Annotated in this window: 22 protein-coding genes; 9 read left to right on the forward strand and 13 right to left on the reverse strand. The window is 73.0% G+C overall.

Annotation, left to right across the window (positions count from 1 at the left end):
• Positions 1-40: 40 nt before the first annotated feature.
• Positions 41-529, forward strand: a complete 489-nt coding sequence (locus tag ACWEEU_RS09445; RefSeq protein ID WP_385749042.1) for a DUF6328 family protein — start codon at positions 41-43, stop codon at positions 527-529.
• Here ACWEEU_RS09445 and ACWEEU_RS09450 read toward each other — a convergent pair.
• From ACWEEU_RS09450 to ACWEEU_RS09465, 4 genes are all read right to left on the reverse strand, one after another.
• Positions 526-1,173, reverse strand: coding sequence for a DUF2238 domain-containing protein (locus ACWEEU_RS09450; protein ID WP_451730399.1), 648 nt, complete (start codon positions 1,171-1,173; stop codon positions 526-528). The genes ACWEEU_RS09445 and ACWEEU_RS09450 overlap by 4 nt on opposite strands.
• A gap of 74 nt (positions 1,174-1,247) precedes the next feature.
• Positions 1,248-2,897, reverse strand: a complete 1,650-nt coding sequence (locus tag ACWEEU_RS09455) for a serine/threonine protein kinase (protein WP_385749037.1) — start codon at positions 2,895-2,897, stop codon at positions 1,248-1,250.
• A 138-nt stretch (positions 2,898-3,035) separates the two neighbouring features.
• The gene (locus tag ACWEEU_RS09460) at positions 3,036-3,713 is read right to left on the reverse strand and encodes an AIM24 family protein (protein ID WP_385749034.1); all 678 of its coding nucleotides are present in this window, start codon (positions 3,711-3,713) and stop codon (positions 3,036-3,038) included.
• A gap of 65 nt (positions 3,714-3,778) precedes the next feature.
• A complete protein-coding gene (locus tag ACWEEU_RS09465; protein ID WP_451730403.1) occupies positions 3,779-4,981 on the reverse strand; it encodes a serine hydrolase domain-containing protein in 1,203 nt (400 codons plus the stop codon).
• Between the two features lie 308 nt (positions 4,982-5,289).
• On the opposite strand from ACWEEU_RS09465, the gene ACWEEU_RS09470 reads away from it, so the two are divergent.
• Positions 5,290-7,077, forward strand: a complete 1,788-nt coding sequence (locus ACWEEU_RS09470; RefSeq protein ID WP_451730406.1) for a M4 family metallopeptidase — start codon at positions 5,290-5,292, stop codon at positions 7,075-7,077.
• A gap of 232 nt (positions 7,078-7,309) precedes the next feature.
• Entirely contained in the window at positions 7,310-8,518 is a 1,209-nt protein-coding gene (locus tag ACWEEU_RS09475) for an SGNH/GDSL hydrolase family protein (RefSeq protein ID WP_451730409.1), read from the forward strand.
• A 39-nt stretch (positions 8,519-8,557) separates the two neighbouring features.
• Here the strand turns inward: ACWEEU_RS09475 and ACWEEU_RS09480 are convergent, their stop codons facing one another.
• Genes ACWEEU_RS09480 through ACWEEU_RS09490 form a run of 3 tightly spaced genes read right to left on the reverse strand, consistent with a single transcriptional unit; the run spans position 8,558 to position 12,041 of the window.
• Positions 8,558-8,908, reverse strand: a complete 351-nt coding sequence (locus tag ACWEEU_RS09480; RefSeq protein WP_385748559.1) for a UBP-type zinc finger domain-containing protein — start codon at positions 8,906-8,908, stop codon at positions 8,558-8,560.
• A complete protein-coding gene (locus ACWEEU_RS09485; protein ID WP_451730413.1) occupies positions 8,905-10,368 on the reverse strand; it encodes an ATP-binding protein in 1,464 nt (487 codons plus the stop codon). The genes ACWEEU_RS09480 and ACWEEU_RS09485 overlap by 4 nt, the downstream gene beginning before the upstream one ends.
• Positions 10,365-12,041 carry an FAD-dependent oxidoreductase gene (locus ACWEEU_RS09490; RefSeq protein ID WP_451730416.1) on the reverse strand — a complete coding sequence of 559 codons (1,677 nt, stop codon included), beginning with the start codon at positions 12,039-12,041 and terminating at the stop codon, positions 10,365-10,367. Before ACWEEU_RS09490 ends, ACWEEU_RS09485 begins: the two co-directional genes overlap by 4 nt.
• A 297-nt stretch (positions 12,042-12,338) precedes the next feature.
• Here ACWEEU_RS09490 and ACWEEU_RS09495 point away from each other — a divergent pair, with 297 nt between their 5' ends.
• Complete coding sequence (locus ACWEEU_RS09495; protein WP_451730419.1) at positions 12,339-13,217, forward strand: universal stress protein; 879 nt, start codon at positions 12,339-12,341, stop codon at positions 13,215-13,217.
• Positions 13,218-13,319: 102 nt separating this feature from the next.
• On the opposite strand, the gene ACWEEU_RS09500 is transcribed toward ACWEEU_RS09495, so the two are convergent.
• Both ACWEEU_RS09500 and ACWEEU_RS09505 read right to left on the reverse strand, forming a co-directional pair.
• Positions 13,320-14,114: an MBL fold metallo-hydrolase gene (locus ACWEEU_RS09500; protein WP_451730422.1), complete on the reverse strand. Its 795-nt coding sequence runs from the start codon at positions 14,112-14,114 to the stop codon at positions 13,320-13,322.
• 65 nt (positions 14,115-14,179) lie between these two features.
• On the reverse strand, positions 14,180-14,812 hold the full coding sequence (locus tag ACWEEU_RS09505) for an alpha-ketoglutarate-dependent dioxygenase AlkB (protein WP_451730425.1): 633 nt from the start codon (positions 14,810-14,812) through the stop codon (positions 14,180-14,182).
• Positions 14,813-14,924: 112 nt separating this feature from the next.
• On the opposite strand from ACWEEU_RS09505, the gene ACWEEU_RS09510 reads away from it, so the two are divergent.
• Both ACWEEU_RS09510 and ACWEEU_RS09515 read left to right on the forward strand, forming a co-directional pair.
• The gene (locus ACWEEU_RS09510) at positions 14,925-15,548 is read left to right on the forward strand and encodes a TetR/AcrR family transcriptional regulator (protein ID WP_385748542.1); all 624 of its coding nucleotides are present in this window, start codon (positions 14,925-14,927) and stop codon (positions 15,546-15,548) included.
• Positions 15,549-15,597: 49 nt separating this feature from the next.
• Entirely contained in the window at positions 15,598-17,271 is a 1,674-nt protein-coding gene (locus tag ACWEEU_RS09515; protein ID WP_451730429.1) for an FAD-binding dehydrogenase, read from the forward strand.
• A gap of 15 nt (positions 17,272-17,286) precedes the next feature.
• Here the strand turns inward: ACWEEU_RS09515 and ACWEEU_RS09520 are convergent, their stop codons facing one another.
• Complete coding sequence (locus ACWEEU_RS09520; protein ID WP_451730432.1) at positions 17,287-17,634, reverse strand: DUF488 domain-containing protein; 348 nt, start codon at positions 17,632-17,634, stop codon at positions 17,287-17,289.
• Positions 17,635-17,803: 169 nt separating this feature from the next.
• Here ACWEEU_RS09520 and ACWEEU_RS09525 point away from each other — a divergent pair, with 169 nt between their 5' ends.
• Positions 17,804-19,231, forward strand: a complete 1,428-nt coding sequence (locus tag ACWEEU_RS09525) for a M1 family metallopeptidase (protein WP_385748533.1) — start codon at positions 17,804-17,806, stop codon at positions 19,229-19,231.
• 21 nt (positions 19,232-19,252) lie between these two features.
• Here the strand turns inward: ACWEEU_RS09525 and ACWEEU_RS09530 are convergent, their stop codons facing one another.
• On the reverse strand, positions 19,253-20,473 hold the full coding sequence (locus tag ACWEEU_RS09530; protein ID WP_451730436.1) for a saccharopine dehydrogenase family protein: 1,221 nt from the start codon (positions 20,471-20,473) through the stop codon (positions 19,253-19,255).
• A gap of 131 nt (positions 20,474-20,604) precedes the next feature.
• Between ACWEEU_RS09530 and ACWEEU_RS09535 the strand changes: the two genes are divergently transcribed.
• Positions 20,605-21,360, forward strand: a complete 756-nt coding sequence (locus tag ACWEEU_RS09535; RefSeq protein ID WP_451730439.1) for a TetR/AcrR family transcriptional regulator — start codon at positions 20,605-20,607, stop codon at positions 21,358-21,360.
• Here the strand turns inward: ACWEEU_RS09535 and ACWEEU_RS09540 are convergent.
• On the reverse strand, positions 21,326-21,565 hold the full coding sequence (locus ACWEEU_RS09540) for a hypothetical protein (RefSeq protein WP_451730442.1): 240 nt from the start codon (positions 21,563-21,565) through the stop codon (positions 21,326-21,328). The genes ACWEEU_RS09535 and ACWEEU_RS09540 overlap by 35 nt on opposite strands.
• Positions 21,566-21,760: 195 nt before the next feature.
• On the opposite strand from ACWEEU_RS09540, the gene ACWEEU_RS09545 reads away from it, so the two are divergent.
• Positions 21,761-23,077 (forward strand): MFS transporter, encoded by a 1,317-nt coding sequence (locus tag ACWEEU_RS09545; RefSeq protein ID WP_451730444.1) that lies wholly within the window; start codon positions 21,761-21,763, stop codon positions 23,075-23,077.
• 19 nt (positions 23,078-23,096) lie between these two features.
• Here the strand turns inward: ACWEEU_RS09545 and ACWEEU_RS09550 are convergent, their stop codons facing one another.
• The gene (locus tag ACWEEU_RS09550) at positions 23,097-23,552 is read right to left on the reverse strand and encodes a cyclic nucleotide-binding domain-containing protein (RefSeq protein ID WP_451730446.1); all 456 of its coding nucleotides are present in this window, start codon (positions 23,550-23,552) and stop codon (positions 23,097-23,099) included.
• Between the last annotated feature and the right edge of the window lie 147 nt (positions 23,553-23,699).

A 23,699-nucleotide genomic window follows, 5' to 3' on the forward strand; every position in this document is an offset into this window, starting at 1 on the left:
GGTCGGTTTGAAGGATCATCCGAGCGGTTAACCGCATCCCATGAACGCGGAGGGAACGCACAGAGGCCGTGACGAGACCGAGGAAGAGCGGGCGGACCGGCGCTGGGGCGAACTCATCCAGGAAGTACGGGTCGCCCAGACCGGAGTCCAGATCCTCTTCGGTTTTCTGCTCACCGTCGTCTTCCAGCCCAAGTACGGCGAACTCGCCCACACCGACCAGATCATCTACATCGTGACGGTCGTCCTCGGCGCCTGCGCCACCGGCGCCCTCATCGGCCCGGTCTCCCTGCACCGTCTGGTCTCCGGACGCCGCGTCAAGCCCCGCGCGGTCCGCATCGCCGGCCTCCTGACCTTCGTCGGCCTGGTGCTTCTCCTCCTCACCATGACCTCCTCGCTCCTGCTGATCCTCCGCGTCGCCACCCATGACGCCTACGTCCCCTGGCTGGTCGCGGCGGTCGTCGCCTGGTACCTGACCTGCTGGTACGGCCTCCCGCTGTGGGTCCGCCACCGGCACACCGACAGGCCCTAGCTCCGGGCCTCCAGCGCGCCCAACTGCCGGTCGTGGACCCTGCTGAGCAGCAGGAGTGACACGACCGCCCCGATCAGGGCGCAGAACATGTCCCACTGGGTGTCCCAGACGTCGCCCTGGGTGGCCAGGAAGGCGTCGGCGCCGTGGCCACCGATCTCGGCGGCGGCCCACTCCAGCAGTTCGAAGCAGGCGCTGAAGGCGAGGCAGGCGCAGACGGTGAGCGGGGCCAGCCAGCGGCTGCCGCGCAACGGGGAGGTGCGGCTGAGGAGTTCACGGACCAGGATCGCCGGGACGAAGCCCTGCATCAGATGCCCGAAGCGGTCGTAGGGATTGCGGCTGAGGCCGAAGGTGTCCCGCACCCAGTCGCCCGCGGGCACCTCGGCGTACGTGTAGTGGCCGCCGGCCGCCAGCACCAGGGTGTGCGCGGCGAGGAGACCGCACAGCAGGCCGGTCAGCGGGAAGCGCCGCCAGGTCAGCACCACCAGCGGGAGCCCGATGAACACCCAGAAGGTCTCCAGGAACCAGGTCGTACGGTCGTGTACGCCGATGGCGGAGACGGCGAGTCCCAGGGTGGCCACGCCCGCGAACAGCAGGGGCGGCACCCGGCGGTGCACGGTGCGCGGGGCGGGATGCGCGGCGGTCATGGCGGCCTCCAGGCGGGGGTCGGGAAGTCCCCATGGTGGCTCCGCCGGGCGGCACCGGTCATGAGTACGCCTACTCAGGCGTGGAAGGTGCGCAGCGCGGTGCGCAGGACCGCCTGGTTGCCCGGCTCGTCCCAGTCCGCGGCCGGGGTGGTGAAGCGCAGGGAGTAGCCCCGGCCGCCGCCGAGCAGGAAGCCCCGTCCGAAGGTGTGCGTCCGTGCCTGCCCGGTGCCGGACAGCCACTCCATGTCGGCTGCGGAGTGCCCCTGTTGCTCGGTGGCCTCGATCGCGCCGACGCGCTCGTAGCCGTCCTCCCGGGCGAGACCGGGCTCCACGTCGTCACGCCAGACGGCCACCGGGTCGGAGCCCACGCGTTCGCTGTAGGTGACGGCGAGCGTGGGGGAGGAGGAGCCGCCGGTGCCGAAGGTGACCCGGTAGGAGTTGCCGGCGCCGGACCTGATCCCCTCGCGCCTCCAGTCGACGGGAAGAGCGAGGGAGAAGCCCTCCGGGGCGGTGTACGTGCGGAATCCGGAGGGGAGGGCGGCGGAGGTGCCGGGTGCGGGAGCGCTCTGGCTCCGGGTGCGGTCCGACGTCGGGGCGGCGGTCGTGCCCTTGCCGGGGGCCGCGCTCCCGCCGGGGGCGGCGCTGGGACTCGCCGGGGCCGAGGTGCCCGTAGGGGCCGACGTACGCGTACCCGCCGACGCGGCCGCTCCGCCCGGGCGCGCCCCAGCGACCCCCTCCGACGAGTGGTGCGACACGGTCAGCGCGGCCGCCGCCACGGCGGCGACGGCCAGGCACACCCCCGCCGCCAGGGCCCGTCTGCTCCGCAGCGGGCTCCCGCCCGGTGGGGCCGCCTCCGGCTCGGTCTCCGAAACGGGTGCGGCCGCGACAGTGCCGTACGCCCCCGCGTCCTCCTCCAGCACCCGCACCAGCGAGGCCCGGACCACAGGACGGGTCAGCCGTTCGCGGGAGTTCTTGCGCAGCAGCCCCTCCACGGTCCGGGTCAGCGGGCCCGTGCGCAGCGGGGCGCGCAGCGGCAGCCGGGCCAGGGCCCGCAGGGTGGCGTCGGTACGGCCCCGGTCGCGGAATGGCGGGCGTCCCTCGGTCATCGTGTAGAGGATCGCGCCGAGCGCCCACAAGTCGGCGGCGGGGCCGATCCGTTCGTCGCGGGCCTGCTCCGGTGAGGCGTACGACGGCGCCGCCACCCTCGGCGCCAGGGTCGTGCCCGCGAGGCCGAAGCCCGCGAGCACGACCGTGCCCCCGTCCCGCACGAAGATCTGGCCGGGGCTCAGCTCGCCGTGGGTGATGCCCTCCTCGTGCGCGGTGCGCAGCACATCGAGCACTTCGAGGCCGATTCCGGCCGCCCGTACGGGATCGAACGGCCCCTCTTCCTCGAGGAGTTGGGTCAGCGGCGTGCCGTCGATCCGCTGTGCCGCCGTCCACAGGGTGCCCGGCTCCACGACCGCGTCGATCACCGAGGCGACCCCGCCGGGGCACAGCAGCCGCATGGTCTCGCAGGTGCGCACCACCCGGGACCTGGTGCGGCGCAGGGTGTCCTGGTCGGCGGTGGACGGCAGCGCGGTCCTGGTCACCAGGCAGGCGCGGTTCTCCCGTACGTCCTCGGCCCGCCACCACTCGCGGCCGGTCTCCCGGGCGAAGACCTCCAGGAGCCGGAACCGCCCGGCGACCAGTTCATCTGCGACGACGTGCGCCTCGGCCATGGCCATCCCTCGCTGTAACCCTGCCGTTGTCTCCCAGGGTTACGTGAAGGTCACGGTGGAGCGTTCAAACCGATCGTGGTCCGACCGCAATTGACGTTCGGTCAGTTCCGCCGCAACGCCCGTCGGCGCCGCCGTCGATGCCCGTCAGTGCTGCTGCGCCGACTGCGGCGTGGCCTCGCTCGGGCGGACCACCACGACGCCGTCGCCCCGGAGCATGAGCTGCACGGCCTCACCCGAACCGCCGCGCAGCATCGATCCGAAGGACTGGGAGCGGTGCAGCGAGGTGTCGAGCCCGGCCGACCAGCCGACCACGGCGTCGGTGTCGACGTACACCGGGTTCTCCGGGGACACCGGGATCACCAGCGGATTGCCCTCGCAGACCAGGCCGAGGCGGCCGTGCCCGCTGAACACGCTGTTGAACAGGCCGCCGCCCGCGATGCCGGAGCCCTTCACGGTCTTTATCTCGTAGGAGAGCGTGGCGTCGAAGCACAGGACGTTGCGGCCGTTGACGGTGAACCGGTCGCCCGGCTCCACCTCCACGATGAAGCAGTTCTGCGCCTCGTGCGCGAACCACGCCTCGCCCCGGCCGCGCACCGCCATCAGGGGCAGCCCCTCACCGGTGACGGCACGCTTGATCATGCCGCCGACGCCCTGGCCCTTGCGCTCGAACTTCAGCTCGCCCCGGTGAGCGACCATCGCGCCCTGCCGGGCGAGCATCTCGCCGTTCACGGTGTACTTCAGACACTTGGCGTTCTCGACGGTCAGGCCCGGCTCCACGGCCGGGCGCACCATGTACTCGCTGGAAAACAGGTCACCCTTCATGCGGGGCATGGTGTCCCGGAGGGGCGCGTTCCGACAAGATCGCGGCCCGCGCCCCCCGGCGCCCGTCACTGCCGCAGGTCCGCCTCGCGCTCGTGCAGCAGCGCCCCGCGCCGGGCCGTCTTGGCCGGCTTGCCGCAGAACGCCGACTCCAGGGTGCCCGCCAGGGTGTCGAGGACCTTGCCGTTGTTGGAGGTGTTGACCAGCGCGGTCAGGCTGCGGCCGCCGTCCTTGCTGGTGAACGCGTAGGTGTAGTAGCCCTGTACGGCGCCGGTGTGGCCGTAGACCGAGACACCGCAGGACAGATCGCGGCGCCGCAGCCCGAGGCCGTAGGCCGTGGTGCTGTTGACCTTGCTGAAGCGCTCCATCTCGGCGAGCCGGGCGGCGGAGAGCAGCCGGCCGCCCACCAGCGCGGAGTAGAAGGTGTTGAGGTCCTTCGCGCTGGAGATGATCGCGCCCGCGCTCTGCGCCCAGGACACGGTCTGGTCGGTCGCGTCGACCAGCGGGGCGCCCGCCTTGTCGGGGGTGAGATAGCCGCGCGCGAACCGCCCCGGGATCTTGGTGTCCGGGTGGACGTAGAAGGTGTCGGCCAGTTTCAGCGGCTTGATGACACGGTTCTGGTACTCGGTCTTCACGGAATGCCCGGTCAGCTTCTCGATGAGCAGGCCCGCGACCACGAAGTTGGTGTTGGAGTAGGAGTAGGCGGCGCCGGGGGCGTTGGTGCGCGGCTTCTTCAGGGAGAGCGCGACCAACTGGCGGTAGGTGAAGACCTTGTTCCGGACCGCCTCGAAGCCGGAGACGCTCTGGGCGAACAGGTCGTCGCTGAAGTCGTACAGCCCGCTGCGGTGGCTCAGCAGGTGCCGGACCGTGATCTTGTCGTCCGGGAGCAGTCCGGGCAGATAGCGGTTCACCGGGGCGTCCAGGTCGAGCTTGTGCTCGTCGGCCAGTTGCAGCAGGACGACCGTCGAGAAGGTCTTGGTGACGCTGCCGATCCGGAAACGGTCGCCGGTGCTCATCGCCCGCTTCGTGCCCCGGTCCGCGAGGCCGCGGCTGATGAGATACGTCCTGCCGTGGTCGTCGATGCGGGCGGCGGCGCCCGGCGCCCCCTGTTCCCGCGCGGTGCGCAGCACCTTGTCGACGCCCGCCGTGTCGGGGGCCGCGAGCGCCGCCCCCCGGTCCGGTGCCTCGCTCGCCGCCCGTGCCGGGACCGCGAGGAGGGACAGCGCGACCGCTCCGAGTACCGCACCCCTGCCCACCGTTGCTGAGACCATCCGGTTCCCACTCCTCGTCCACGCGGTTGTTGATGCGACATCGATCACATTCCGGCCTGGAACCTAGGGGATTGAGGCGGAATATCGCGCTCCGACACACAGGTGGTCAATCACTGATCACTCTGTGACGTATATTCGCAAAGGATTGTCATAGGGAACCGCGAAATGGATCATTCCGTGTTTACGTGGCCATGACTCATCCGGAAGGGTGAACCCGGGGCCCGACCTGGGCCTCCTGGCGCTCAACAGCGCCATGTCGCAAGGCGGTTGGCGTGTCCAGCCGCCTTCGGACGAAGGAACCCTTCCTCGTGCGCAGACCGCACATACGCAGTGTGGCCGTCGCCGTCGCGGTGACGACGGCCATCACGGGCCTGGTCGGCACTGCCGTCGCGGGCCCCACCTCCGTGGACGCACGGGCCGTCATGAGCACCGCCAGGACCGCTCCCGTGGTCCACGCCGCCAGTGCCGCGGCCTTCGCCCACGCGGCCGAGACCGGCGTCGCCACCGGCGACGAACTCGAGCCGCAGGACGTCATGTTCGACCCCGAGGGCGGCCGTCACGTCCGCTTCACGCGGACCCACGACGGACTCCCGGTCCTCGGCGGCGACCTCGTCGTCCACCTCGACCGGCAGCTCGGCTACGCGGGCGTCACCCGCGCCGCCGACCACACGGTGCGCCCCGCCACCACCGACGCCAAGGTGACCCCGGCCCAGGCGGCGACCGCCGCGGCCCAGGCGGCCGGCGGCCAGGCGGGCACCCCGCAGCTCGTGGTGGACGCCCGCGCCGGCGCCGCCCACCTCGCCTACCAGGTGACGGTGACCGGCAGCACCCTGGACGACGACGGCGGCTCCCACACGGTCGTCGTGGACGCCCTCACCGGCCACGTGCGCAGCGACACCCCCGACGCGGACGAGTTCATCTCGCCCAAGCTGGTCAAGGCGCTGCGCAGCCACGGCGAGACCATCGCCCCGGCCACCGGCAGCGGCACCACGGCCGCGGCGACTCCGCTCGTCGCCGGGGTGGCCGCCTCGAAGTACCCGGCCACCGCGCACGGCACCGGCAAGACCCTCTTCGTGGGCAGCGTCGGTCTGACGACCACGCAGACCTCGAAGGGCCACTTCCAGCTCAAGGACCCGAGCCGGTACGGCACCGAGACCCGTGACGCCAAGAACCACATGTCGGAGACCTTCGGCTCCGGCACCAAGATCACGGGCACCACGAACGTGTGGGGCAACGGCAAGACGACGAGCCGCAACAGCGCCGCCGCCGACGCCCAGTACGGCATCTCCAAGACGCTGGACTTCTACCGCACGACCTTCAGCCGCAAGGGCATAGCCGGCGACAGCAAGCCCGCCCGCGCGATGGTCCACTGGGGCCGCTCGGTCGCCAACGCGTTCTGGGACTCCGAGTGCGGCTGCATGCTGTACGGCGACGGCGACGGCGACATGATCAAGAAGCCGCTCGTCGTCCTCGACGTCACCGGCCACGAGCTGACCCACGGCGTCGTCGACGCCACGGCCAAGCTGGAGCCGACCTTCGTCGACCGCAACGGCAACCAGTACGGCGAACCCGGCTCGCTCAACGAGTCGCTGGCCGACATCTTCGGCTCCAACGTCGAGTTCTACGCGAACAACACGAAGAACCCGCCGAACTACCTCATCGGCGAGAAGCTGGGCCTCAAGCAGAAGTTCCTGCGCCGCCTGGACCACCCCTCGCTGGACAAGCTGGAGCAGACCGTCGACTACTGGTCGCCCGAGGTCTACTCCACCGAGGTGCACGCCGGTTCCGGCGTCTCCTCGCACGCCTACTACCTCCTCGCGGAGGGCAGCGGCAAGAAGACGATCAAGGGAGTCGCCTACAACTCCCCGACCTACGACGGCGGTTCCGTCAAGGGCATCGGCCGCACCAAGGCCACCGCCATCTTCTACCGCGCCCTGACCCGCTACATGGTCTCCTCCACCGACTTCCACGACGCGCGCGTCGCGACGCTGAAGGCGGCCAAGGACCTGTACGGCGCGAGCAGCACCGAGTACAAGACCGTGGACCGGGCGTGGGCGGCGGTCAACGTCACCGCGGCCAACACCCCCACGTCCTGACACCCGGCGGTCGCACGGCGCCCCGGCACCGCGCGACCGCCCGCAGCACCCCTGGATGCCCCGCCCTCGCGCGGGGCATCCGCAGGTCCGCCGCCCGCCGTCCCCCGTGTGCAAGTCCACCGACATGCGGGCGCCCGCTCCCCGGTGGGACGATGACAGGCGTGGGGTACGCGGAAGCGTCCCGGCCGGTCCGGGAGTTCGGCGCACCGGCCGCTGCCCGGGAGCGGGCCCGGTGACCGGCCGCCTGGGGCGCGCCTGCCGGGCCGCCGCCGCCCTCCTGGCCGCCCTCGCCGTACAGCCGCCGGTCCAGGCCGCAGCCCACCCCGCCGGGGACACCACGCACGCCCTCGGCGTCGTCACCTGGGCCGCGAGCGCCGAACGACTCCGCCACGACGGCGCCGACCGCAGCTACCGCCTTCTCGTGCGCACCAGTGCCGGCGGCGACGAGCTGCGCGTACGCCTGTCCAACGCCTTCGGGGACCGCCCGCTGCGCGTGAACGCCGTCTACGCCGGCGACAGTGAACGGGGCGCGGCCGTGCGCGACAACCGGCGGCTCGCCTTCCACGGCCGTGCGTCCGTCACGATCCCCCGGGGCGCCGACGTCTGGAGCGATCCGCTGCGCGGCCACGTCCGCGCCGGAGCCCTCCTCGCCGTCAGCCTGCACACCCCGGATCCCGCGGGACCGGCCACCGGGCACGCGATGGCGTTGCGCACCTCGTACACCGCCCGGGGCGACCACACCGCCGACAGGAGCGCCGCCCCCTGGACGCGCACCACGGACTCCTGGTGGTACCTCGACGCCGTCTCCGTACGCCCCGACCACCCCGGCACCGGCGCGGTCGCCGCGCTCGGGGACTCCATCACCGACGGCCGGGCCTCCACCCCCGACCGGGACCTGCGCTGGCCCGACCTCCTGGCGAGGCGCCTGGCCCGTACGTCCCTCGCGGGCGTCGCCGACGAGGGGATCTCCGGCAACCGGGTCCTCTCCGGCGGTGGCGGCGGACCCAGCGCGCTCGGCCGCCTCGACAGGGACGTGCTGGAACTGCCCGGCGTGCGCACCGTGATCCTCTTCGAGGGCGTCAACGACCTCAAGGCGGGCACCGGCGTCACCGCCGCCGACCTGCTCGCCGGGTACCGGAAGATCGTCCGGCGGGCGCACGCGGACGGGACGTGCGTGGTCGGCGCGACGATCGCACCGTTCCAGGGCCGGCCGGAGTGGAGCCCGGCCGCCGAGGCCGTGCGCCGGGAGGTCAACCACCACATCCGCGGCGGCGACGGCTTCGACGCCGTGGTGGACTTCGACCGCGCCCTGCGCGACCCCCGCCGTCCCGAGCGGATGCGACCCGCCTACGACAGCGGCGACCATCTCCACCCGGGTGACCGGGGGATGCGGGCGCTCGCCGACGCGGTCGGCCTCTCCGGGCTGAGCTGCGCCCGCTGAACCGGTCCCGGCCGGACCCGCATCGGCGCCATGGGTACGTCAGCGCAGGAGCTGCACCCAGTCCGCCGGAACCCGTCCGGCCGGGCCCGGCACCGGCTGGTCGACCGGATGGCTCTCCGGGGGCGCGAGTTCAGGACCGGAGTTGTAGAGCTCGTTGGTGTCGTAGTCCCAGAACCAGCCCTCGCCCGGCTCGTAGCTGCGGATGACCGGGTGCCCGGTGGACCGGAAGTGGGCGGTGGCGTGCTTGGAGAGCGAGTCGTCGCAGCAGCCGATGTGCCCGCACCGCGCGCAGCGGCGCAAGTGGAACCACCAGCCGCCCACCTTCTCGCACTCCACACAGCCCGTACCGCTCGGCGGCACAGTCGGGTCGATGGCGTCCTCGGCGGTCATGCTGCCTCCTCGGGGGTCGGTCCGGGCGCCTCCTGCGGCGCCTCGGCGGTCAGCGGAAGGAAGACCTGGAAGCGGGTGTCGCCGGGCACCGACTCGACCTGGAGCGTGCCGTGGTGCTTGTCGACGACGATGCGCCGCGAGATGTCGAGACCGAGCCCCGTGCCCTCGCCGAGCGGCTTGGTGGTGAAGAACGGGTCGAAGACACGTTCGCGCAGCTCGGCCGGGATGCCGGGCCCGGTGTCGCGGATCTCCACCAGCGCCCGGTCCCCGTCCCGCGCGGTCCGCACCGTCAGCCGGCCCGAACCGCCCATGGCGGACACCGCGTTGTCGATCAGGTTGGTCCACACCTGGTTCAGCTCCGCCGGATAGCCGGGCACTGCGGGCAGCGCGTCGTCGTACTCCCTGACCACCTCGACGTGCGGACCGATCTTCGCCGACAGCATGAGCAGCGTGCTGTCGAGGAGCTCGCGCAGGTCCACCGAGCGGAACGGCGCCCGGTCGAGCTGCGCGTACTGCTTCGCCGCGCCCACCAGTTGGGAGACGCGGGCGGTGGAGTCCTCGATCTCGTTCATCAGCAGCTCGGTCTCGACGGTGGACTCCAGCCACCCCATCGCCCGGGGCACCACGTCCTCGCCCACCGCCGCCGCGACCTGCTCCAGCCAGTCGGTGTCGAGACCCGCCTGCGTGAACGTCGGCGCGTACCGCACGGCCTGCTCGACGCCGTGGTCCTCCATCCAGTCGGCGAGCGCGTCCTCCCGGTCCGCCGCCTCCAGCGGTCCGAGCGACGGCGCCTTCGCGACCCGCTCGGCCGTCCGCTCCTGGACCTCCACCAGGCGGGCCAACGTCTCGCGGGAGAGCGGTCCTTCGGCGATCAGCGCGAGCTTGTGCCGCGTCTTCGCCACCCGCTCGCGCAGCGCCGAGGTAGCCCGCACCGCCGCCGAGGCCGGGTTGTTCAGCTCGTGGGTCAGCCCCGCCGACAGCGAACCGAGCGCCAGCAGCCGCTCCCGCCGGGCCACCAGCGCCTGGGCGCTCTTCGAGCCGAAGAACAGCCCCTCCAGCAGATGCGTCGCCATGGGGAACCACTCGTGCATCACGGCGGCGAAGGTCTCGGCGGGCAGCACGAAGAAGCGGCTCGGCTCGGTCACCCGCATCGAGTTGTTGTACACCTGCCGCACCCGGTCCCCGAGGTACGCCTGCATGGCGCCCGCGTACACCCCGCGCTGCGCCGACCGGGTCACCTCCATGTCCTCGGCGCCGACCCGCCTGGACAGCACCACCGTGCCCTCGATCAGCACGTAGAAGCAGGTCGCGGGCTCGCCCTCGGCGTACACCGGGCCCGGCTCGAACAGCTCCACCCGGCCCTCGGCGCACAGCCGTCCCAGCTGGTCCGGTGCGAGCTGGTCGAACAGGAACAGACTGCCGATCTCCCGGGGGCTGCACGGCAGCGGGTTCCCGCTCACGACTGCTCCAGATACCGGTGGACGAACATCACGGCCATCGCGCCCTCTCCCACGGCGGACGCGACCCGCTTGGCCGACTCCGCGCGCACGTCGCCCGCCACGAACACGCCCGGCACATTGGTCTCCAGGTGGTACGGCGACCGGTCCAGCTCCCAGCCGGGCGGTGGCTTCCCGTCGGGGGTCAGGTCCGGACCCGCCAGCACGAAACCGCGCGCGTCGCGCAGCACGGTCCCGTCCAGCCAGCCGGTCAGCGGGGCCGCGCCGATGAACACGAACAGCCACTGCGCGTCGGCCTGTTCGGTCTCCCCGCTCTCCGTGTCGCGCAGCGTCAGCCGCTCCAGCCGGCCCTCGCCGTGCGCGGCCGCCACCTCCGTGCGGCCGCGCACCGAGATGTTGGGGGACTCCCCGATCTGCTGGACCAGGTAGTGCGACATCGACGCCGACAGATCGGCGCCGCGCACCAGCAGCGTCACCGACTTGGCGACCCGGGAGAGATACATCGCCGCCTGGCCCGCCGAGTTGGCGCCGCCCACGATGTACACGTCCTGGTCCTGGCAGGAGGCCGCCTCGGTCAGCGCGGAGCCGTAGAACACCCCGCAGCCGGTCAGCTCCGTACAGCCCTCCGCCGCCAGGCGCCGGTACTGCACGCCGGTCGCGAGGATCACGCTGTGCGCCCCGACCGACGAGCCGTCCGCGAACCGTACGATCCGCGCGGCCCCGCAGACCTCGAGCCCCGTCACCTCGCGCGTGGTGAGGATCTCGGCGCCGAACCGGGTCGCCTGCCGCCGCGCCCGCTCGGTGAGCTGGGCGCCGGAGACGCCGTCCGGGAAGCCGAGGTAGTTCTCGATCCGGGAGCTCTGCCCGGCCTGCCCGCCGGTCGCCGAGCGCTCGACCAGGACGGTCCGCAGCCCCTCCGACGCGCCGTACACGGCCGCACCGAGCCCGGCCGGGCCGCCGCCGATCACCACCAGGTCGTAGAAGTCGGCCGTCGGCGTCGTCGCCAGGCCCACCCGGGCCGCCAGCTCCGGGGCCTCCGGCTCGACCAGCGCCACGCCGTCCGGGGTGATCACCAGCGGCAGCCGCCGCCCGTCCTGCCCGGCCGCCGTGAGCAGCCGCTGCCCCTCCGGCTCCTCGGCCGAGTACCAGCGGTACGGCACCTGGTTGCGGGCCAGGAACTCCCGCACGTCCGAGGAGCGCGCCGACCAGCGGTGGCCCACCACCTTGGTGCTTGGCACCGTCCGGTGCTCGCTCGCGTGCCACGCCTGGAGCAGGTCGTCCAGGACCGGGTAGAGCTTCTCCTCCGGCGGGTTCCACGGCTTGAGCAGATAGTGGTCCAGGTCCACCACGTTGATCGCGTCGATCGCCGCGCCGGTGTCCGCGTACGCCGTCAGCAGCACCCGGCGCGCCCACGGATAGAGGTCCATCGCCTCTTCGAGGAACTCGATGCCGTTCATCCGGGGCATCCGGTAGTCGGCGAGCAGCACCGCCACCTGGTCGCCGCGCAGCTTCAGCTCGCGCAGCGCCTCCAGCGCGGACGCGCCGGACTCCGCGCGCACGATGCGGTACGAGTCGCCGTAGCGGCGCCTGAGGTCGCGGGCGACGGCACGGGACACGCCCGGGTCGTCGTCCACGGTCAGGATGACCGTACGGGCGGCTTCGGTGGCCTGTGCCATGGGTCTCCCACCCCGAGCGGTCGGCTGCACGGCTTCCCTGCGGCGGTGGCGCGGGAGCGGAACACCGCCTTCCCGCCCATCGTAGGTGCGGCCGCGCGGCTTCGCCCCGGCGTCGGGCGTCCCGATCGGCGCGGGCCGGCCGGTCCGGTCGGTCCGGTCCGGGTCCGGGGTCCTGGTCCGTGCGGCCCCCGTTCTGTGACAAGGTCATGACCGAGCGTCGCCCGTGCGGTCGGCGACGCCCGGACGCGGTGACGACCACGCGATGACGACGACGCGGTGACGACGAGGAGGCCACGCATGACACGCCCGATCACGGCCGGGGTGGACGGTACGGCGGAGAGCCTGGCGGCGCTGGACTGGGCCGCCCGGGAGGCCGTACGCCGGGGGCTGCCGCTGCGCGTGCTGCATGTCTGGCGGCATGTCGAGACCCCCTCGGCTCCCGACCCGGTCGTGCAGCGCGGCTGGGCCGAGACCGCCGCCGCCGAGGCGGTGAGCGCCGTGACCCAGCGGCATCCCGGGCTCCGCGTCGGCCTGGACGTGCTTGAGGGCGTCCCCGCCGTGACGCTGACGAAGGCGGCCGCCGACGCCGAGCTGCTGGTGCTGGGCTCGCGGGGGCACGGCGGCGTCGTCGGATTCCTGCTCGGCTCGGTGGGCGGCCGGGTGATCGCGGAGGCCGCCCGGCCCGTGGTGCTGGTGCGCGCCGGGGACGAGCCGGCCGCCGAGGCCGCAGGACGCGAGATCGTCGTCGGCCAGGACGGCACGCCGGAGGAGAGCGCCGCCGCGCTCGGTTTCGCCTTCGCGACGGCGGCCGCGCGTGGCGCCACCGTACGGGTCGTCCGCGCCTGGACCCTGCCGCCCGTCTTCGCCTACAGCCCCGCCTCTCTCAAGCTCCTTGACGACGCGGGCGGACTGGAGCCCTTCGAGCGCAAGGCCCTCGCCGAGGCGGTGCACCCCTGGCGCGAGCGCTACCCCTCCGTGCCCGTCTCCGAGCACGTGGAGATGGGCAGCGCGGGGCAGGTCCTGCTGTCGGTGTCCGGGGGAGCACAGCTGGTGGTCGTCGGCCGCCGTCCGCGCCACACAGCGGTGGCGGCGCGGATCGGCTCCGTGGCGCACGGAGTTCTGCATCATGCGCCCTGCCCGGTGGCCGTCGTGCCGGGGGCGGCGTCGGAGGGGTGAGCCGGGCGCGGGAGGCCCCTCCCGGCGGCGTCCTTCACGGGCGCAGCCGAGCAGCCGGGGCGCGTCACGTTCCGCCGTACGGTGTCCCGTCGCCGCGTCGGCTCACCGCCGCCCCGTCGGCTGCCTCCGGTCCGTCCCGGCGCGCCGCCGCTGTCCCGCCCGCTCCCCGGCCAGTTCCGCCGCCTCCCGGACCTGCCCCCGGTGTACCGGGCCGTGGCCCGGCAGCAGCGTGTCGCCCTCCAGGGCGGCGATCAGGTCCAGGGAGGCCACGGCGCGCTCCCGCTCGTGGTGGAAGAAGCCGGCCAGGAGCTGCGGACCCTTCACCCGGGAGATCGCGTGCCCGGTGACCAACGCGTCACCGGAGATCACGACGCCCAGGCGCGGCAGGTGGTAGACGCAGTGGCCGTCCGTGTGTCCCGGGGTGTGCACCGGGACCGGGTTCCCCGGCAGGTCGAGCGCGCCCTCGGCCGGGAAGGGCTCGGGCGCGGTGACGGGGTGCTGTTCGAGGCCCCCCACCTGGATCAGGTGCGCCGCCCACGACAGGACACCGGGCCGCCAGGCGTTGCGCACCACGTCGCCCACTGTGGCCTGCTGGAGGAACTCCCGCCGCGCGTGCGGTACTTCGGCCGGGTGCAACCGGACCGGCGTGCCGTAGGCGGAGCGCAGGTGCTCCGCCGAGCCCAGATGGTCGTTGTGCGCGTGGGTGATCAGCACGGCGGCCACCGCCTCCGGTGAACTCCCCACCACGGCAAGGGACTCCAGCAGCCCCGCGCGGTCACCCGGGTATCCGGTGTCCACCAGGGTCACCGCGTCCCCGTCCTTGAGGATCACCCAGTTGGTGTGATGACCGTGCACCAGATAGGTGCCGTCGGCCACTTGGTGTACTTCCGCGCTCATCCGCCCTCGTCCCTTCGCCGTGGAACCGTCGGCGACAGCCAAGCAGACTCAGGGTGACGGATGTGTCAGCGCACCCCGTGCGGACGGAACTGCACGCTGATCCGGGGCCCGGTGGCGCGGGCGGTCTTCGGTACGCAGTGCTCCCAGGTGCGCTGGCAGGAGCCGCCCATCACGATCAGGTCGCCGTGCCCGAGCGGCCGCCGCACGGTGGCCGCGCCGCCGCCGTCGGCCGGGCGCAGCAGCAGGTCCCGGGGCGCGCCCACGGAGAGGATCGCGACCATGGTGTCCGCCCGCGCCCCGCGCCCGATCCGGTCCCCGTGCCAGGCGACGCTGTCGCGCCCGTCGCGGTAGAAGCACAGCCCGGCCGTCGTGAACGGTTCGCCCAGCTCGGCCGCGTAGTACGCGGTGAGCGCGGCGCGGGCCTCGTCGAGCACGGGGTGGGGGAGTGGATCGCGCTGCTTGTAGAAGGCCAGCAGCCGGGGCACGGCCACCACGTTGTCGTACATCTTCCGCCGCTCCGCCCGCCAGGGAACCTCGGCGGCGAGCTGTTCGAACAGCGCGTCCGCGCCGCTCAGCCAACCGGGCAGGACGTCGATCCAGGCGCCCACGCCCAGTTCGGTACGGCGCAGCCCGTCGAGCGGGCCGAGCCGCAGCTCGTCGGTCTGGTCGAACAGGGAGCCCTGGAGGTGCGTGGACATGGGGTCAGCGTACTCCTGAATCGAAAATACGTTCCATTCGTGAATCCGGGCCGCCCTCTTTCGATACAGAGATGTATCGAATACATTCATGTATCGAACGGAGGTGGGCACCATGACGGACGGACCCAGCGCCCCCCGCGTCACCAAGCGCCGGGCCAGGACCCGCGCCGAGCTGCTCGCCGCCGCCTTCGCGGTCTTCGCGGCCAAGGGGTTCGGGCGGGTCTCCATCGAGGAGGTCTGCGAGGCGGCCGGATACAGCCGGGGCGCCTTCTACTCCAACTTCGCCACCCTGGACGAGCTGTTCTTCGCCCTCTACCGCGAGCGCGCCGACCTCATCGCCGCCCAGGTCGCGGGCGCCCTCGCCCAGGACGGCCCCGGACTCGACGTCCCGGCCTGCGTCGACCGCGTCACCGAGGTGCTGCTGCTCGACGTGGACTGGCTGCTGGTGAAGACCGACTTCCTGGTCCACGCGGCCCGCGACCCCGACACCGCCCGCGCCCTCCTCGACCACCGCGCCCGGCTGCGCGAGGCCGTCGCCGAGCGCCTTCGCCGGGCCCGCGACCTCGCCGTACTGCCCGCCGTACTCGGCGACGCCGAGGGCGCGGCCCACGCGGTCGTCGCCGCGTACGACGGTGTCACCACCCAGCTCCTCCTCGACAAGGACGTGCCCGCGGCACGGGCCTGGCTGAAGCAGCTCCTCACCGCCCTGCTGACCGACGGCAGCCGCACCTCCTGACCCACCGAGCCGGACCTCCTGACCCACCCGACGGAAGGACACGCACACCATGGACGCGGACGCGATAGTCGTCGGAGCGGGCCTCGCCGGCCTGGTCGCCGCGCACGAACTCACCAGCCGGGGACGGAAGGTGGCCCTCCTCGACCAGGAGAACGCCGCCAACCTCGGCGGCCAGGCGTACTGGTCCTTCGGCGGACTGTTCCTGGTCGACTCGCCCGAACAGCGCCGTCTCGGCGTCAAGGACTCCCTCGACCTCGCCTGGAGCGACTGGCGGGGCAGCGCGCAGTTCGACCGCACCGAGGACGAGGACTCCTGGGCGGTACGCTGGGCGCGCGCCTACGTCGAGTTCGCCGCGGGGGAGAAGCGCTCCTGGCTGCGCGGGCACGGCATCGAGCTGCTGCCCACCGTCGGCTGGGCCGAGCGCGGCGATCTGCGCGCCGACGGCCACGGCAACTCCGTGCCCCGCTTCCACATCGCCTGGGGCACCGGCACCGGAGTGGTCGAGCCCTTCGTGCGCCACGCCCGCGAGGCCGCGCGCGACGGGCTGCTCACCTTCCACCACCGCCACCGCGTGGACGAGCTCCTCGTCGCGGACGGCGCCGTGCGCGGCGTACGCGGCACCCTCCTCGCCCCCGACGACTCCCCGCGCGGTGTCGCCTCCAGCCGCGAGGCCGTCGGCGACTTCGAGCTGACCGCCGGGGCCGTGATCGTCACCAGCGGCGGCATCGGCGCCGACCACGACCTGGTCCGCCGCTACTGGCCCGAACGGCTCGGCACCCCGCCCGCGAACATGGTCACCGGCGTCCCCGCCTACGTCGACGGCCGGATGCTCGACATCACCGCCGAGGCGGGCGCACGCCTGGTCAACCGCGACCGCATGTGGCACTACACCGAGGGCATCGCCAACTGGAACCCCATCTGGCCCGGCCACGGCATCCGCATCCTGCCCGGACCCTCCTCCATCTGGCTCGACGCGCTCGGCCGCCGCCTGCCCGACCCCTGCCTGCCCGGCTACGACACCCTCGGCACCCTCCGCCATCTGCGCACCACCGAGGACATCGCCGGGTACGACCACTCCTGGTTCGTCCTCACCCGCAAGATCGTGGAGAAGGAGTTCGCGCTCTCCGGCTCGGAGCAGAACCCCGACATCACCGCCAAGGACCGCAAGGCCGTGCTGCGCGACCGGCTGCTCGGCAAGGGCGCGCCCGGCCCGGTGCAGGCGTTCCTCGACCACGGCGCCGACTTCGTCACCGCCCGCACCCTGGAGGATCTGGTCGGCAAGATGAACGGGCTCACCGGCAAGGCCCTCCTCGACGCCGCCGAGGTCCGCCGCCAGATAGAGGCCCGCGACCTCCAGATGACCAACCCCTACAGCAAGGACTCCCAGATCCAGGGCATCCGCAACGCCCGCCGCTACATCGGCGACCGCCTCGGCCGCGTCGCCGCCCCGCACCGCATCCTCGACCCCGAGGCGGGCCCGCTCATCGGCGTACGGCTCAGCGTGCTCACCCGCAAGACCCTCGGCGGCATCCAGACCGACCTGGACTCCCGCGCCCTCGGCCCGGACGGCACCCCCGTCGGCGGTCTGTACGCGGCCGGCGAGGTCGCCGGATTCGGCGGCGGCGGGGTCCACGGCTACAACGCGCTGGAGGGCACCTTCCTCGGCGGCTGTCTGTTCTCCGGCCGTGCGGCGGGCCGGGCGGCGGCGAAGGAGACCGCCTGACGCCCCGGGAGCCGCTCACTGCCGGAGCAGCTCCAGCAGCACCTCCGCCTGGCTGCTCTCCGCGTGCTTCGTCGCCGTGAGCAGCGTGACCGGGCCCCCGCGGACCGACTTCCTGAGGCCGTCGAGCGCGGCGGCGGCCTCGGGAGCGGTCAGCTCCTGCTCGTAGCGGCGGCGGAACTCCTCGAAGGAGCCGCCGTGGTGGTACCAGTGGCGCAGCTCCGTCGACGGGGTCAGCTCCTTGGGCCACGCGTCCAGACGGGCCTCCTCCTTGGACACCCCGCGCGGCCACAGCCGGTCCACCAGCACGCGCAGTCCGTCGTCCGGCTCCGGCGGGTCGTAGATCCTGCGCACACGCACGCTCATGACCGGCTCCCTCGGGTCGGCGGGGGACGTGTCCCGCGAGCGTACTGCGGGCGCGCCGGGACCGCCGTAGGGATCACTGGGCGTGACTTGACCCGCGCCGGGGCGAAAGCGCGGGGCCGGCGTCCTACCCTGTGGTCGAAGCGATCATCGCCGGACCCGAGGAGCGCACGTGAGGTCACCCCGCAGATCCGCCGCCCGACGCACCACGGTCCTGAGCCGCGAGGCGGTCCTGCTCACCGTGCCCGCCGTGGTCGCGGCCCTGCTCGGCGCCGCCGCACCCGCCGGGCCCGCCAAGCCGGGCGCGCCGGGCGCGGGCGACGCCTACTTCCCGCTCAGCGGCAACGGCGGCTACGACGTGCGCCACTACGACCTCACCCTCCGCTACGACGTCGCCTCCCGCCACCTGGACGGCAAGGCCGTCCTCACCGCCCGCGCCACCCAGAACCTCAGCCGCTTCGACCTCGACCTGAAGGGCCTGAGCGTCACCGGCGTCACCGTGGACGGCGGCGCCGCCCGCCACACCACCCGCGACGGCCAGGAACTCGTCGTCACCCCGCGCCACGCCCTGCGCAAGGGGCACGACTTCCGCGTCACCGTCACCTACCGGGGCACCCCGAAGCCCGTCAGCGACCCGGACGGCTCACCCGACGGCTGGATCCCCACCGACGACGGCGCCTTCGTCGCCAACGAGCCGCAGGGCGCCATGACCTGGTTCCCGTCGAACAGCCACCCCACGGACAAGGCGACCTACGACTTCACGGTCACCGTGCCCAAGGGGTACACGGCCGTCGCCAACGGCGTCCCGCGCGGCCAGAGCACCACCCACGGCCTGACCACCTTCCGCTGGCACCAGGCCGAGCCCATGGCCGCCTACCTGGCCACCTCCACGGTCGGAAAGTTCCAGACCGAGCAGTACACGACCCGCGACGGCGTGAAGGTGTACAACGCCGTCGACGCGCGCGAGGCCAAGAAGGCGGCGCCGGTCCTCGAGAAGCTGCCCTCCGTCCTGGAATGGGAGAGCAAGCTCTTCGGCCCGTACCCCTTCCGCGCGGCCGGCTCCATCGTGGACCACGCGCCCAGCGTCGGCTACGCCCTGGAGACCCAGACCCGGCCCGTCTACGACTCCGCGCCCGACCTCTCCACCCTCGTGCACGAGAACGCCCACCAGTGGTTCGGCGACTCCGTCTCGCTGACGAGCTGGAAGGACATCTGGCTCAACGAGGGCTTCGCCAGCTACGCCGAGTGGCTCTACAGCGAGCAGCACGGCGGCGACAGCGCGCAGAAGACCTTCGACGCCCTCTACGCCCGCCCGGCCAAGGACGGCCTGTGGGCCTACCCGCCCGGCGACCCCGGCAGTGGCAAGTACATCTTCGGCGACCCCGTGTACGAGCGGGGCGCCATGGCCCTGCACGAGCTGCGCCGTGCCGTCGGCGACAAGACGTTCTTCCGCATCCTGCGCGCCTGGGCCACCGCCCACCGCGACGGGCACGGCACGACCGCCGAGTTCGTCCGCCTGGCGCAGCGGGAGTCCGGCAAGGACGTGGGCCCGCTGCTGCACACCTGGCTGTACACCAAGGGCAAGCCCGCCCACGCCTGAGCGCGGGGCCGCACCCTCCCGTCACTGCTCGCGCAGACCCCAGGGCGAGCCGTACGCGGTGAGCAGATCGAGGAAGGGCCGGGCCGGGAACGCCTCGGGACCGAGGACACCCCGGCCGGCCCACGCCCCCGTGGCGAGGAGTTCGAGGGCGACGACCGGGTTCACCGCCGTCTGCCACACCACGGCCTGACAGCCGTACTCCGCCATCGACCACTCGTTGTCGACCACGTGGTAGAGGTACACCTCGCGCGGCGCCCCGTCCTTGGTGCCGCGCACCCAGGTGCCCGCGCAGGTCTTGCCCCGCATCCGGTCGCCCAGGGTCGCCGGGTCCGGCAGCCCCGCGGCCACCACGTCACGCGGAGAGACCTCCACCGGTCCGTCCGGGCCGGGCACCGTCACGGGGGCGGTGCGGTCCAGACCGAGCTGGTGCAGCGTGCGCAGCGTGTCGGTGAACTCCCGGCCGAGCCCGTACTTGAAGGTGACCCGCTCCGCGCCCACCCAGCGGGGCATCAGCAGCACCTCCTCGTGTTCGACGTTCACGCACTCCACCGGGCCGATGCCCTCGGGGAAGTCGAACACCTCGGGCTCGCTGAACGGCTCGGTGGTGAACCAGCCGCGCCCGGACTCGTAGACCACGGGCGGGTTCAGACACTCCTCGATGGTGGTCCAGATACTGAAGGACGGCGCGAAGTCCGCCCCCTCCACGGTGAGGTTGGCGCCGTCGCGGACCCCGATCTCCTCGATCGTGTCGAAGAGTTCGTCGGCCGCGTGCCGGGCGAACACGTCCGACAGACCCGGCTCCACGCCCATCCCGACCAGCGCCAGCCGCCCCGCCTGAGCCCACTGCCCGGCGAGCGCGAACTGCTCGTCGCCCAGCTTCACCCCGCACTCCTCGTAGGGCCGCTCGGGGTGCGGGCGGGACAGCGACATCGCCATGTCGACATAGGTGGCCCCGGCGCCGAACGCCGCCCGGAACAGCGGCATCACGAATCTCGGGTCGGTGGCGTTGAGCAGCACGTCGCAGTCGTGCCGGGCGAGCAGCGCGGACACCGCCGGTTCGTCCCCGGCGTCGACCCGCGCGGCCACGAAACGACCGCCCTCCTCACCGAGGGCCGCGACGGCCGCCTCGGCACGGGCGAGGTCGTAGTCGGCCACCACCATCCGCTCGAAGAACGGACGGCGGGCCGCGATCCGGGTGACGGCGGTACCCACACCGCCGGCTCCCACGAGCAGTACACGCATGACGGAGAACTCCCTGCCTGACACGGACGGAAACGACGACTCGGCAGGCGCGCCTTGGCCCGTATGCAACGCCTGCCCGTGCCGTAAGGTCAATGGCGTTGGCATAAGAACGCCCGCGAGGAGGCCTCACCGTGCCCAAACCCGTCGTCCCCGAGGAGCGGCGCCGCAGGCGGCGGCCGACGCGCGGCGGCATCGTGCTGTCCGAGGAGCTGATCGTCACCACCGCGCTGCGGCTGCTGCGCGAACACGGCAGCACCGGGCTCACCGCCCGCCGCCTCGGCCTCGCCCTCGACTGCGACCCGAGCACCCTCTACCGGTACTTCCGGGGCATGGACGACCTCACCCTGGCCATCGGCGACGCCCTCATCGGGCAGGCCCTCGACGGCTGGGAACGCACCGGCGACTGGCGCACCGACCTGCGCACGATCGGGCTGCGCATCTACACCGTGTACGTCGGCCATCCGCAGGCCGCCGTGCTCACCGCCGGGCGGGTCACCGGGCGCGCCCATGAACTGGACGCGGACGAAGCCGTGTTGGACGTGCTCGCCGGGGCGGGGTTCTCGCTCCCGGAGACGGTCCGCGTCTACCACGCCTTCATCGACCAGACGCTGGCCTTCGCCGCCCTCGACGCCGCGACCCTGGCCCTGCCCAGCGCCTCCCAGCGCGCCGACGAGGAGCAGTGGCAGTCGACGTACGCCCGGCTGCCCCGCACCACCCACCCGCGCATCGCGGAGGCCGCCCCGCTGCTGGCCCGGCGGATGATGCACAGCGCCTATCCGACGGCGCTGGAAATGCTGCTGGACAGCGCGGCGGCGCGGCTCGACACCGCCGGTCCGGCCGGCGCCGCCCCCGTCACCGCCGCGGCACGTCCGCGGCGGTCCCGGTGACCATGTCCGCCGGCGCCGCCAGGGCGGGGGAGTCCGGCTCCCACCGCTGCCGGTAGAGGCCCACGTCCACCCCGCCGCCCGGCAGCGGCGGCGGCAGGGCCTGCGACTCCGGGACCGGACCCCGGCCGTGTCCCGCGACGACCGTCCGGAGGAGCCCCCGAACCAGGTGGCCGACCGGTCCGCGTGCACCACGACCGACGCGCACGCGGGGTCCTCGACGGCCTCGTCGCCGCCACGATGCCCGGCCTCGGCGCGGGGCTGCCCACCGGGTACCGAGCCGCGCCCGGGGCGGGATTTGGCCGGATCGCGAAACGGGTTCGGCCGGAGGCGGGAGTTGCTGCGATAGTGAGGCCCGAATCGAAAGATGTATCGAGCAACGGATCGAGCGACCAGGAACCCCGTGGACACGAGCGAGAGCAGCAGCACCGACCCGGGCACCGCCACCCCGCCCGCCCAGAGCACGCCGGCCGACCCGCCGCCCCGGCGCGGATGGCGCCGCTGGGCCATGGACACCCGGCCCCTGCGCATCCCGGCGTACCGGCGCCTGTGGACGTCGACCATCGTCACCGCCGTCGGCAGCCAGCTCACCGCCGTCGCCGTACCCAAGCAGATCTACGACATCACCCACTCCTCCGCCTGGGTCGGCTACGCGAGCCTCGCGGGCCTGGTGCCCATGGTGGCCTTCGCGCTGTGGGGCGGCGCGGTCGCGGACACGGTGGACCGCCGCAAGCTGCTGCTGGTCACAAACATCGGCATCGCCGTCACCTCGCTGCTGTTCTGGGTGCAGGCGTTCGTCGGCCTCGGCTCCGTGCCCGTGCTGATGGTGCTGCTCGCCGCCCAGCAGGCGTTCTTCGGGCTCAACTCCCCGGCCCGCAGCGCCTCCGTGGCCCGGCTGGTCCCGGAGTCGGAGCTGCCCGCCGCCAACGCGCTCGGCACCACCGTCATGCAGACGGGACTGGTCGCAGGACCGCTGCTCGCCGGTGTGCTGATCCCGGTCGTCGGGCTGCCCGAGCTGTATCTGATCGACGCCCTCGCGCTGTGCGTCACCGTGTGGGCCGTCTTCCGGCTGCCCGCGCTGCCGCCGCTCGGCGGGACGACCGCACGCCGGGCCGGGGTGCGCGAGATCGCCGCCGGGTTCCAGTACATCGCCGGGCACAAGGTGCTCCTGATGTCCTTCCTCGCGGACATCGTCGCCATGGTCTTCGGTATGCCCCGGGCGCTGTTCCCGCAGCTGGCCGCCGAGACCTACGCCTCCTGGGGCTCGGGCTTCGCGCTCGGGCTGCTCTTCGCGGCCGTCCCGGTCGGCGCCGTGCTCGGCGGACTGTTCTCCGGCGTGTTCTCCCGGGCGCGTTCCCACGGCTGGATGGTCATCGGCGCCGTCGTCGCCTGGGGCGTGGCCGTCGCCGGGTTCGGGCTCAGCGGCAACCTGTGGGTGGCCGTCGCCTTCCTGGCCGCCGCGGGCGTGGCCGACATGGTCTCCATGGTCTTCCGGGGCGCGATCCTGCTCTCCGCCGCCACCGACGAGATGCGCGGCCGGATGCAGGGCGTGTTCACCGTCGTCGTCGCGGGCGGCCCGCGACTCGCGGACGTCCTGCACGGCACGGCGGGCGCGGCGTTCGGCACCCGGGCCGCCGTCGCGGGCGGCGGCGCGCTGGTCGTCGCCGTGATGCTGGTCCTGGCCGCCGCGGTCCCCGCGCTGCGCCGTTACCGCGTCTGAGCCCCGCCGCGCCCGATCCCTACAGCGGAGTGCTCCGCCGGATCGCGTACTGGTCCATCAGCTTGCCCCGTGTGGTCTCCAGCCGATGGGCCAGGATCTCGGCGACCGTGCGCACCAGCGACAGGCCGAGCAGCGGGTCCTCCACGCACACCCCGAGCACGGAGGGCCCGTCGAACTCGTAGGCCCGTACGTTGCTGAAGGCCACCGCGCCGAAGTCCCACTCGTAGGGCGGGAACAGCCAGGACCAGCCGAGCAGGTCGCCGGCGCCCAGCGTGGCCACGGTGACGTCGTGGTGCGAGGTGACCTGCTGGTCCAGCGAGACCGCCCCCGAGCGGATCACCCAGAACCGGTCGGCGACCCCGCCCGCCTCGAAGATCCGGGTGTCCTCCGGGAAGGACACCTCCTCGGCCAGCTCCATCAGCCGCTCGCGTTGCGCTCTCGGCAGGGCGGTCAGCAGTTTTATCGCCTTGGTCATACGCGGGGCTCCTCACCGGGCGGCGGTTCGGGTGCTGTCCCTCGAGCCCGCTGCGAAAGTCCCGTCTGCCCCGCAACCGGCCCTAAGCCCATTTCAGCCGCTACCGCCCCACCGGGCACCTCGGCGGCCCGGCGCTTTTCCGGAAGA

Source organism: Streptomyces sp. NPDC005004 (assembly GCF_053600675.1).

What these genes read in the sequence shown, in the direction of transcription:
- ACWEEU_RS09445 (WP_385749042.1), top strand. Translation starts at nt 41, where the DNA reads ATGAACGCGGAGGGAACGCACAGAGGCCGTGACGAGACCGAGGAAGAG.
- ACWEEU_RS09450 (WP_451730399.1), bottom strand. Translation starts at nt 1,173, where the DNA reads ATGACCGCCGCGCATCCCGCCCCGCGCACCGTGCACCGCCGGGTGCCG.
- ACWEEU_RS09455 (WP_385749037.1), bottom strand. Translation starts at nt 2,897, where the DNA reads ATGGCCATGGCCGAGGCGCACGTCGTCGCAGATGAACTGGTCGCCGGG.
- ACWEEU_RS09460 (WP_385749034.1), bottom strand. Translation starts at nt 3,713, where the DNA reads ATGAAGGGTGACCTGTTTTCCAGCGAGTACATGGTGCGCCCGGCCGTG.
- ACWEEU_RS09465 (WP_451730403.1), bottom strand. Translation starts at nt 4,981, where the DNA reads ATGGTCTCAGCAACGGTGGGCAGGGGTGCGGTACTCGGAGCGGTCGCG.
- ACWEEU_RS09480 (WP_385748559.1), bottom strand. Translation starts at nt 8,908, where the DNA reads ATGACCGCCGAGGACGCCATCGACCCGACTGTGCCGCCGAGCGGTACG.
- ACWEEU_RS09490 (WP_451730416.1), bottom strand. Translation starts at nt 12,041, where the DNA reads ATGGCACAGGCCACCGAAGCCGCCCGTACGGTCATCCTGACCGTGGAC.
- ACWEEU_RS09495 (WP_451730419.1), top strand. Translation starts at nt 12,339, where the DNA reads ATGACACGCCCGATCACGGCCGGGGTGGACGGTACGGCGGAGAGCCTG.
- ACWEEU_RS09500 (WP_451730422.1), bottom strand. Translation starts at nt 14,114, where the DNA reads ATGAGCGCGGAAGTACACCAAGTGGCCGACGGCACCTATCTGGTGCAC.
- ACWEEU_RS09505 (WP_451730425.1), bottom strand. Translation starts at nt 14,812, where the DNA reads ATGTCCACGCACCTCCAGGGCTCCCTGTTCGACCAGACCGACGAGCTG.
- ACWEEU_RS09510 (WP_385748542.1), top strand. Translation starts at nt 14,925, where the DNA reads ATGACGGACGGACCCAGCGCCCCCCGCGTCACCAAGCGCCGGGCCAGG.
- ACWEEU_RS09515 (WP_451730429.1), top strand. Translation starts at nt 15,598, where the DNA reads ATGGACGCGGACGCGATAGTCGTCGGAGCGGGCCTCGCCGGCCTGGTC.
- ACWEEU_RS09520 (WP_451730432.1), bottom strand. Translation starts at nt 17,634, where the DNA reads ATGAGCGTGCGTGTGCGCAGGATCTACGACCCGCCGGAGCCGGACGAC.
- ACWEEU_RS09530 (WP_451730436.1), bottom strand. Translation starts at nt 20,473, where the DNA reads ATGCGTGTACTGCTCGTGGGAGCCGGCGGTGTGGGTACCGCCGTCACC.
- ACWEEU_RS09550 (WP_451730446.1), bottom strand. Translation starts at nt 23,552, where the DNA reads ATGACCAAGGCGATAAAACTGCTGACCGCCCTGCCGAGAGCGCAACGC.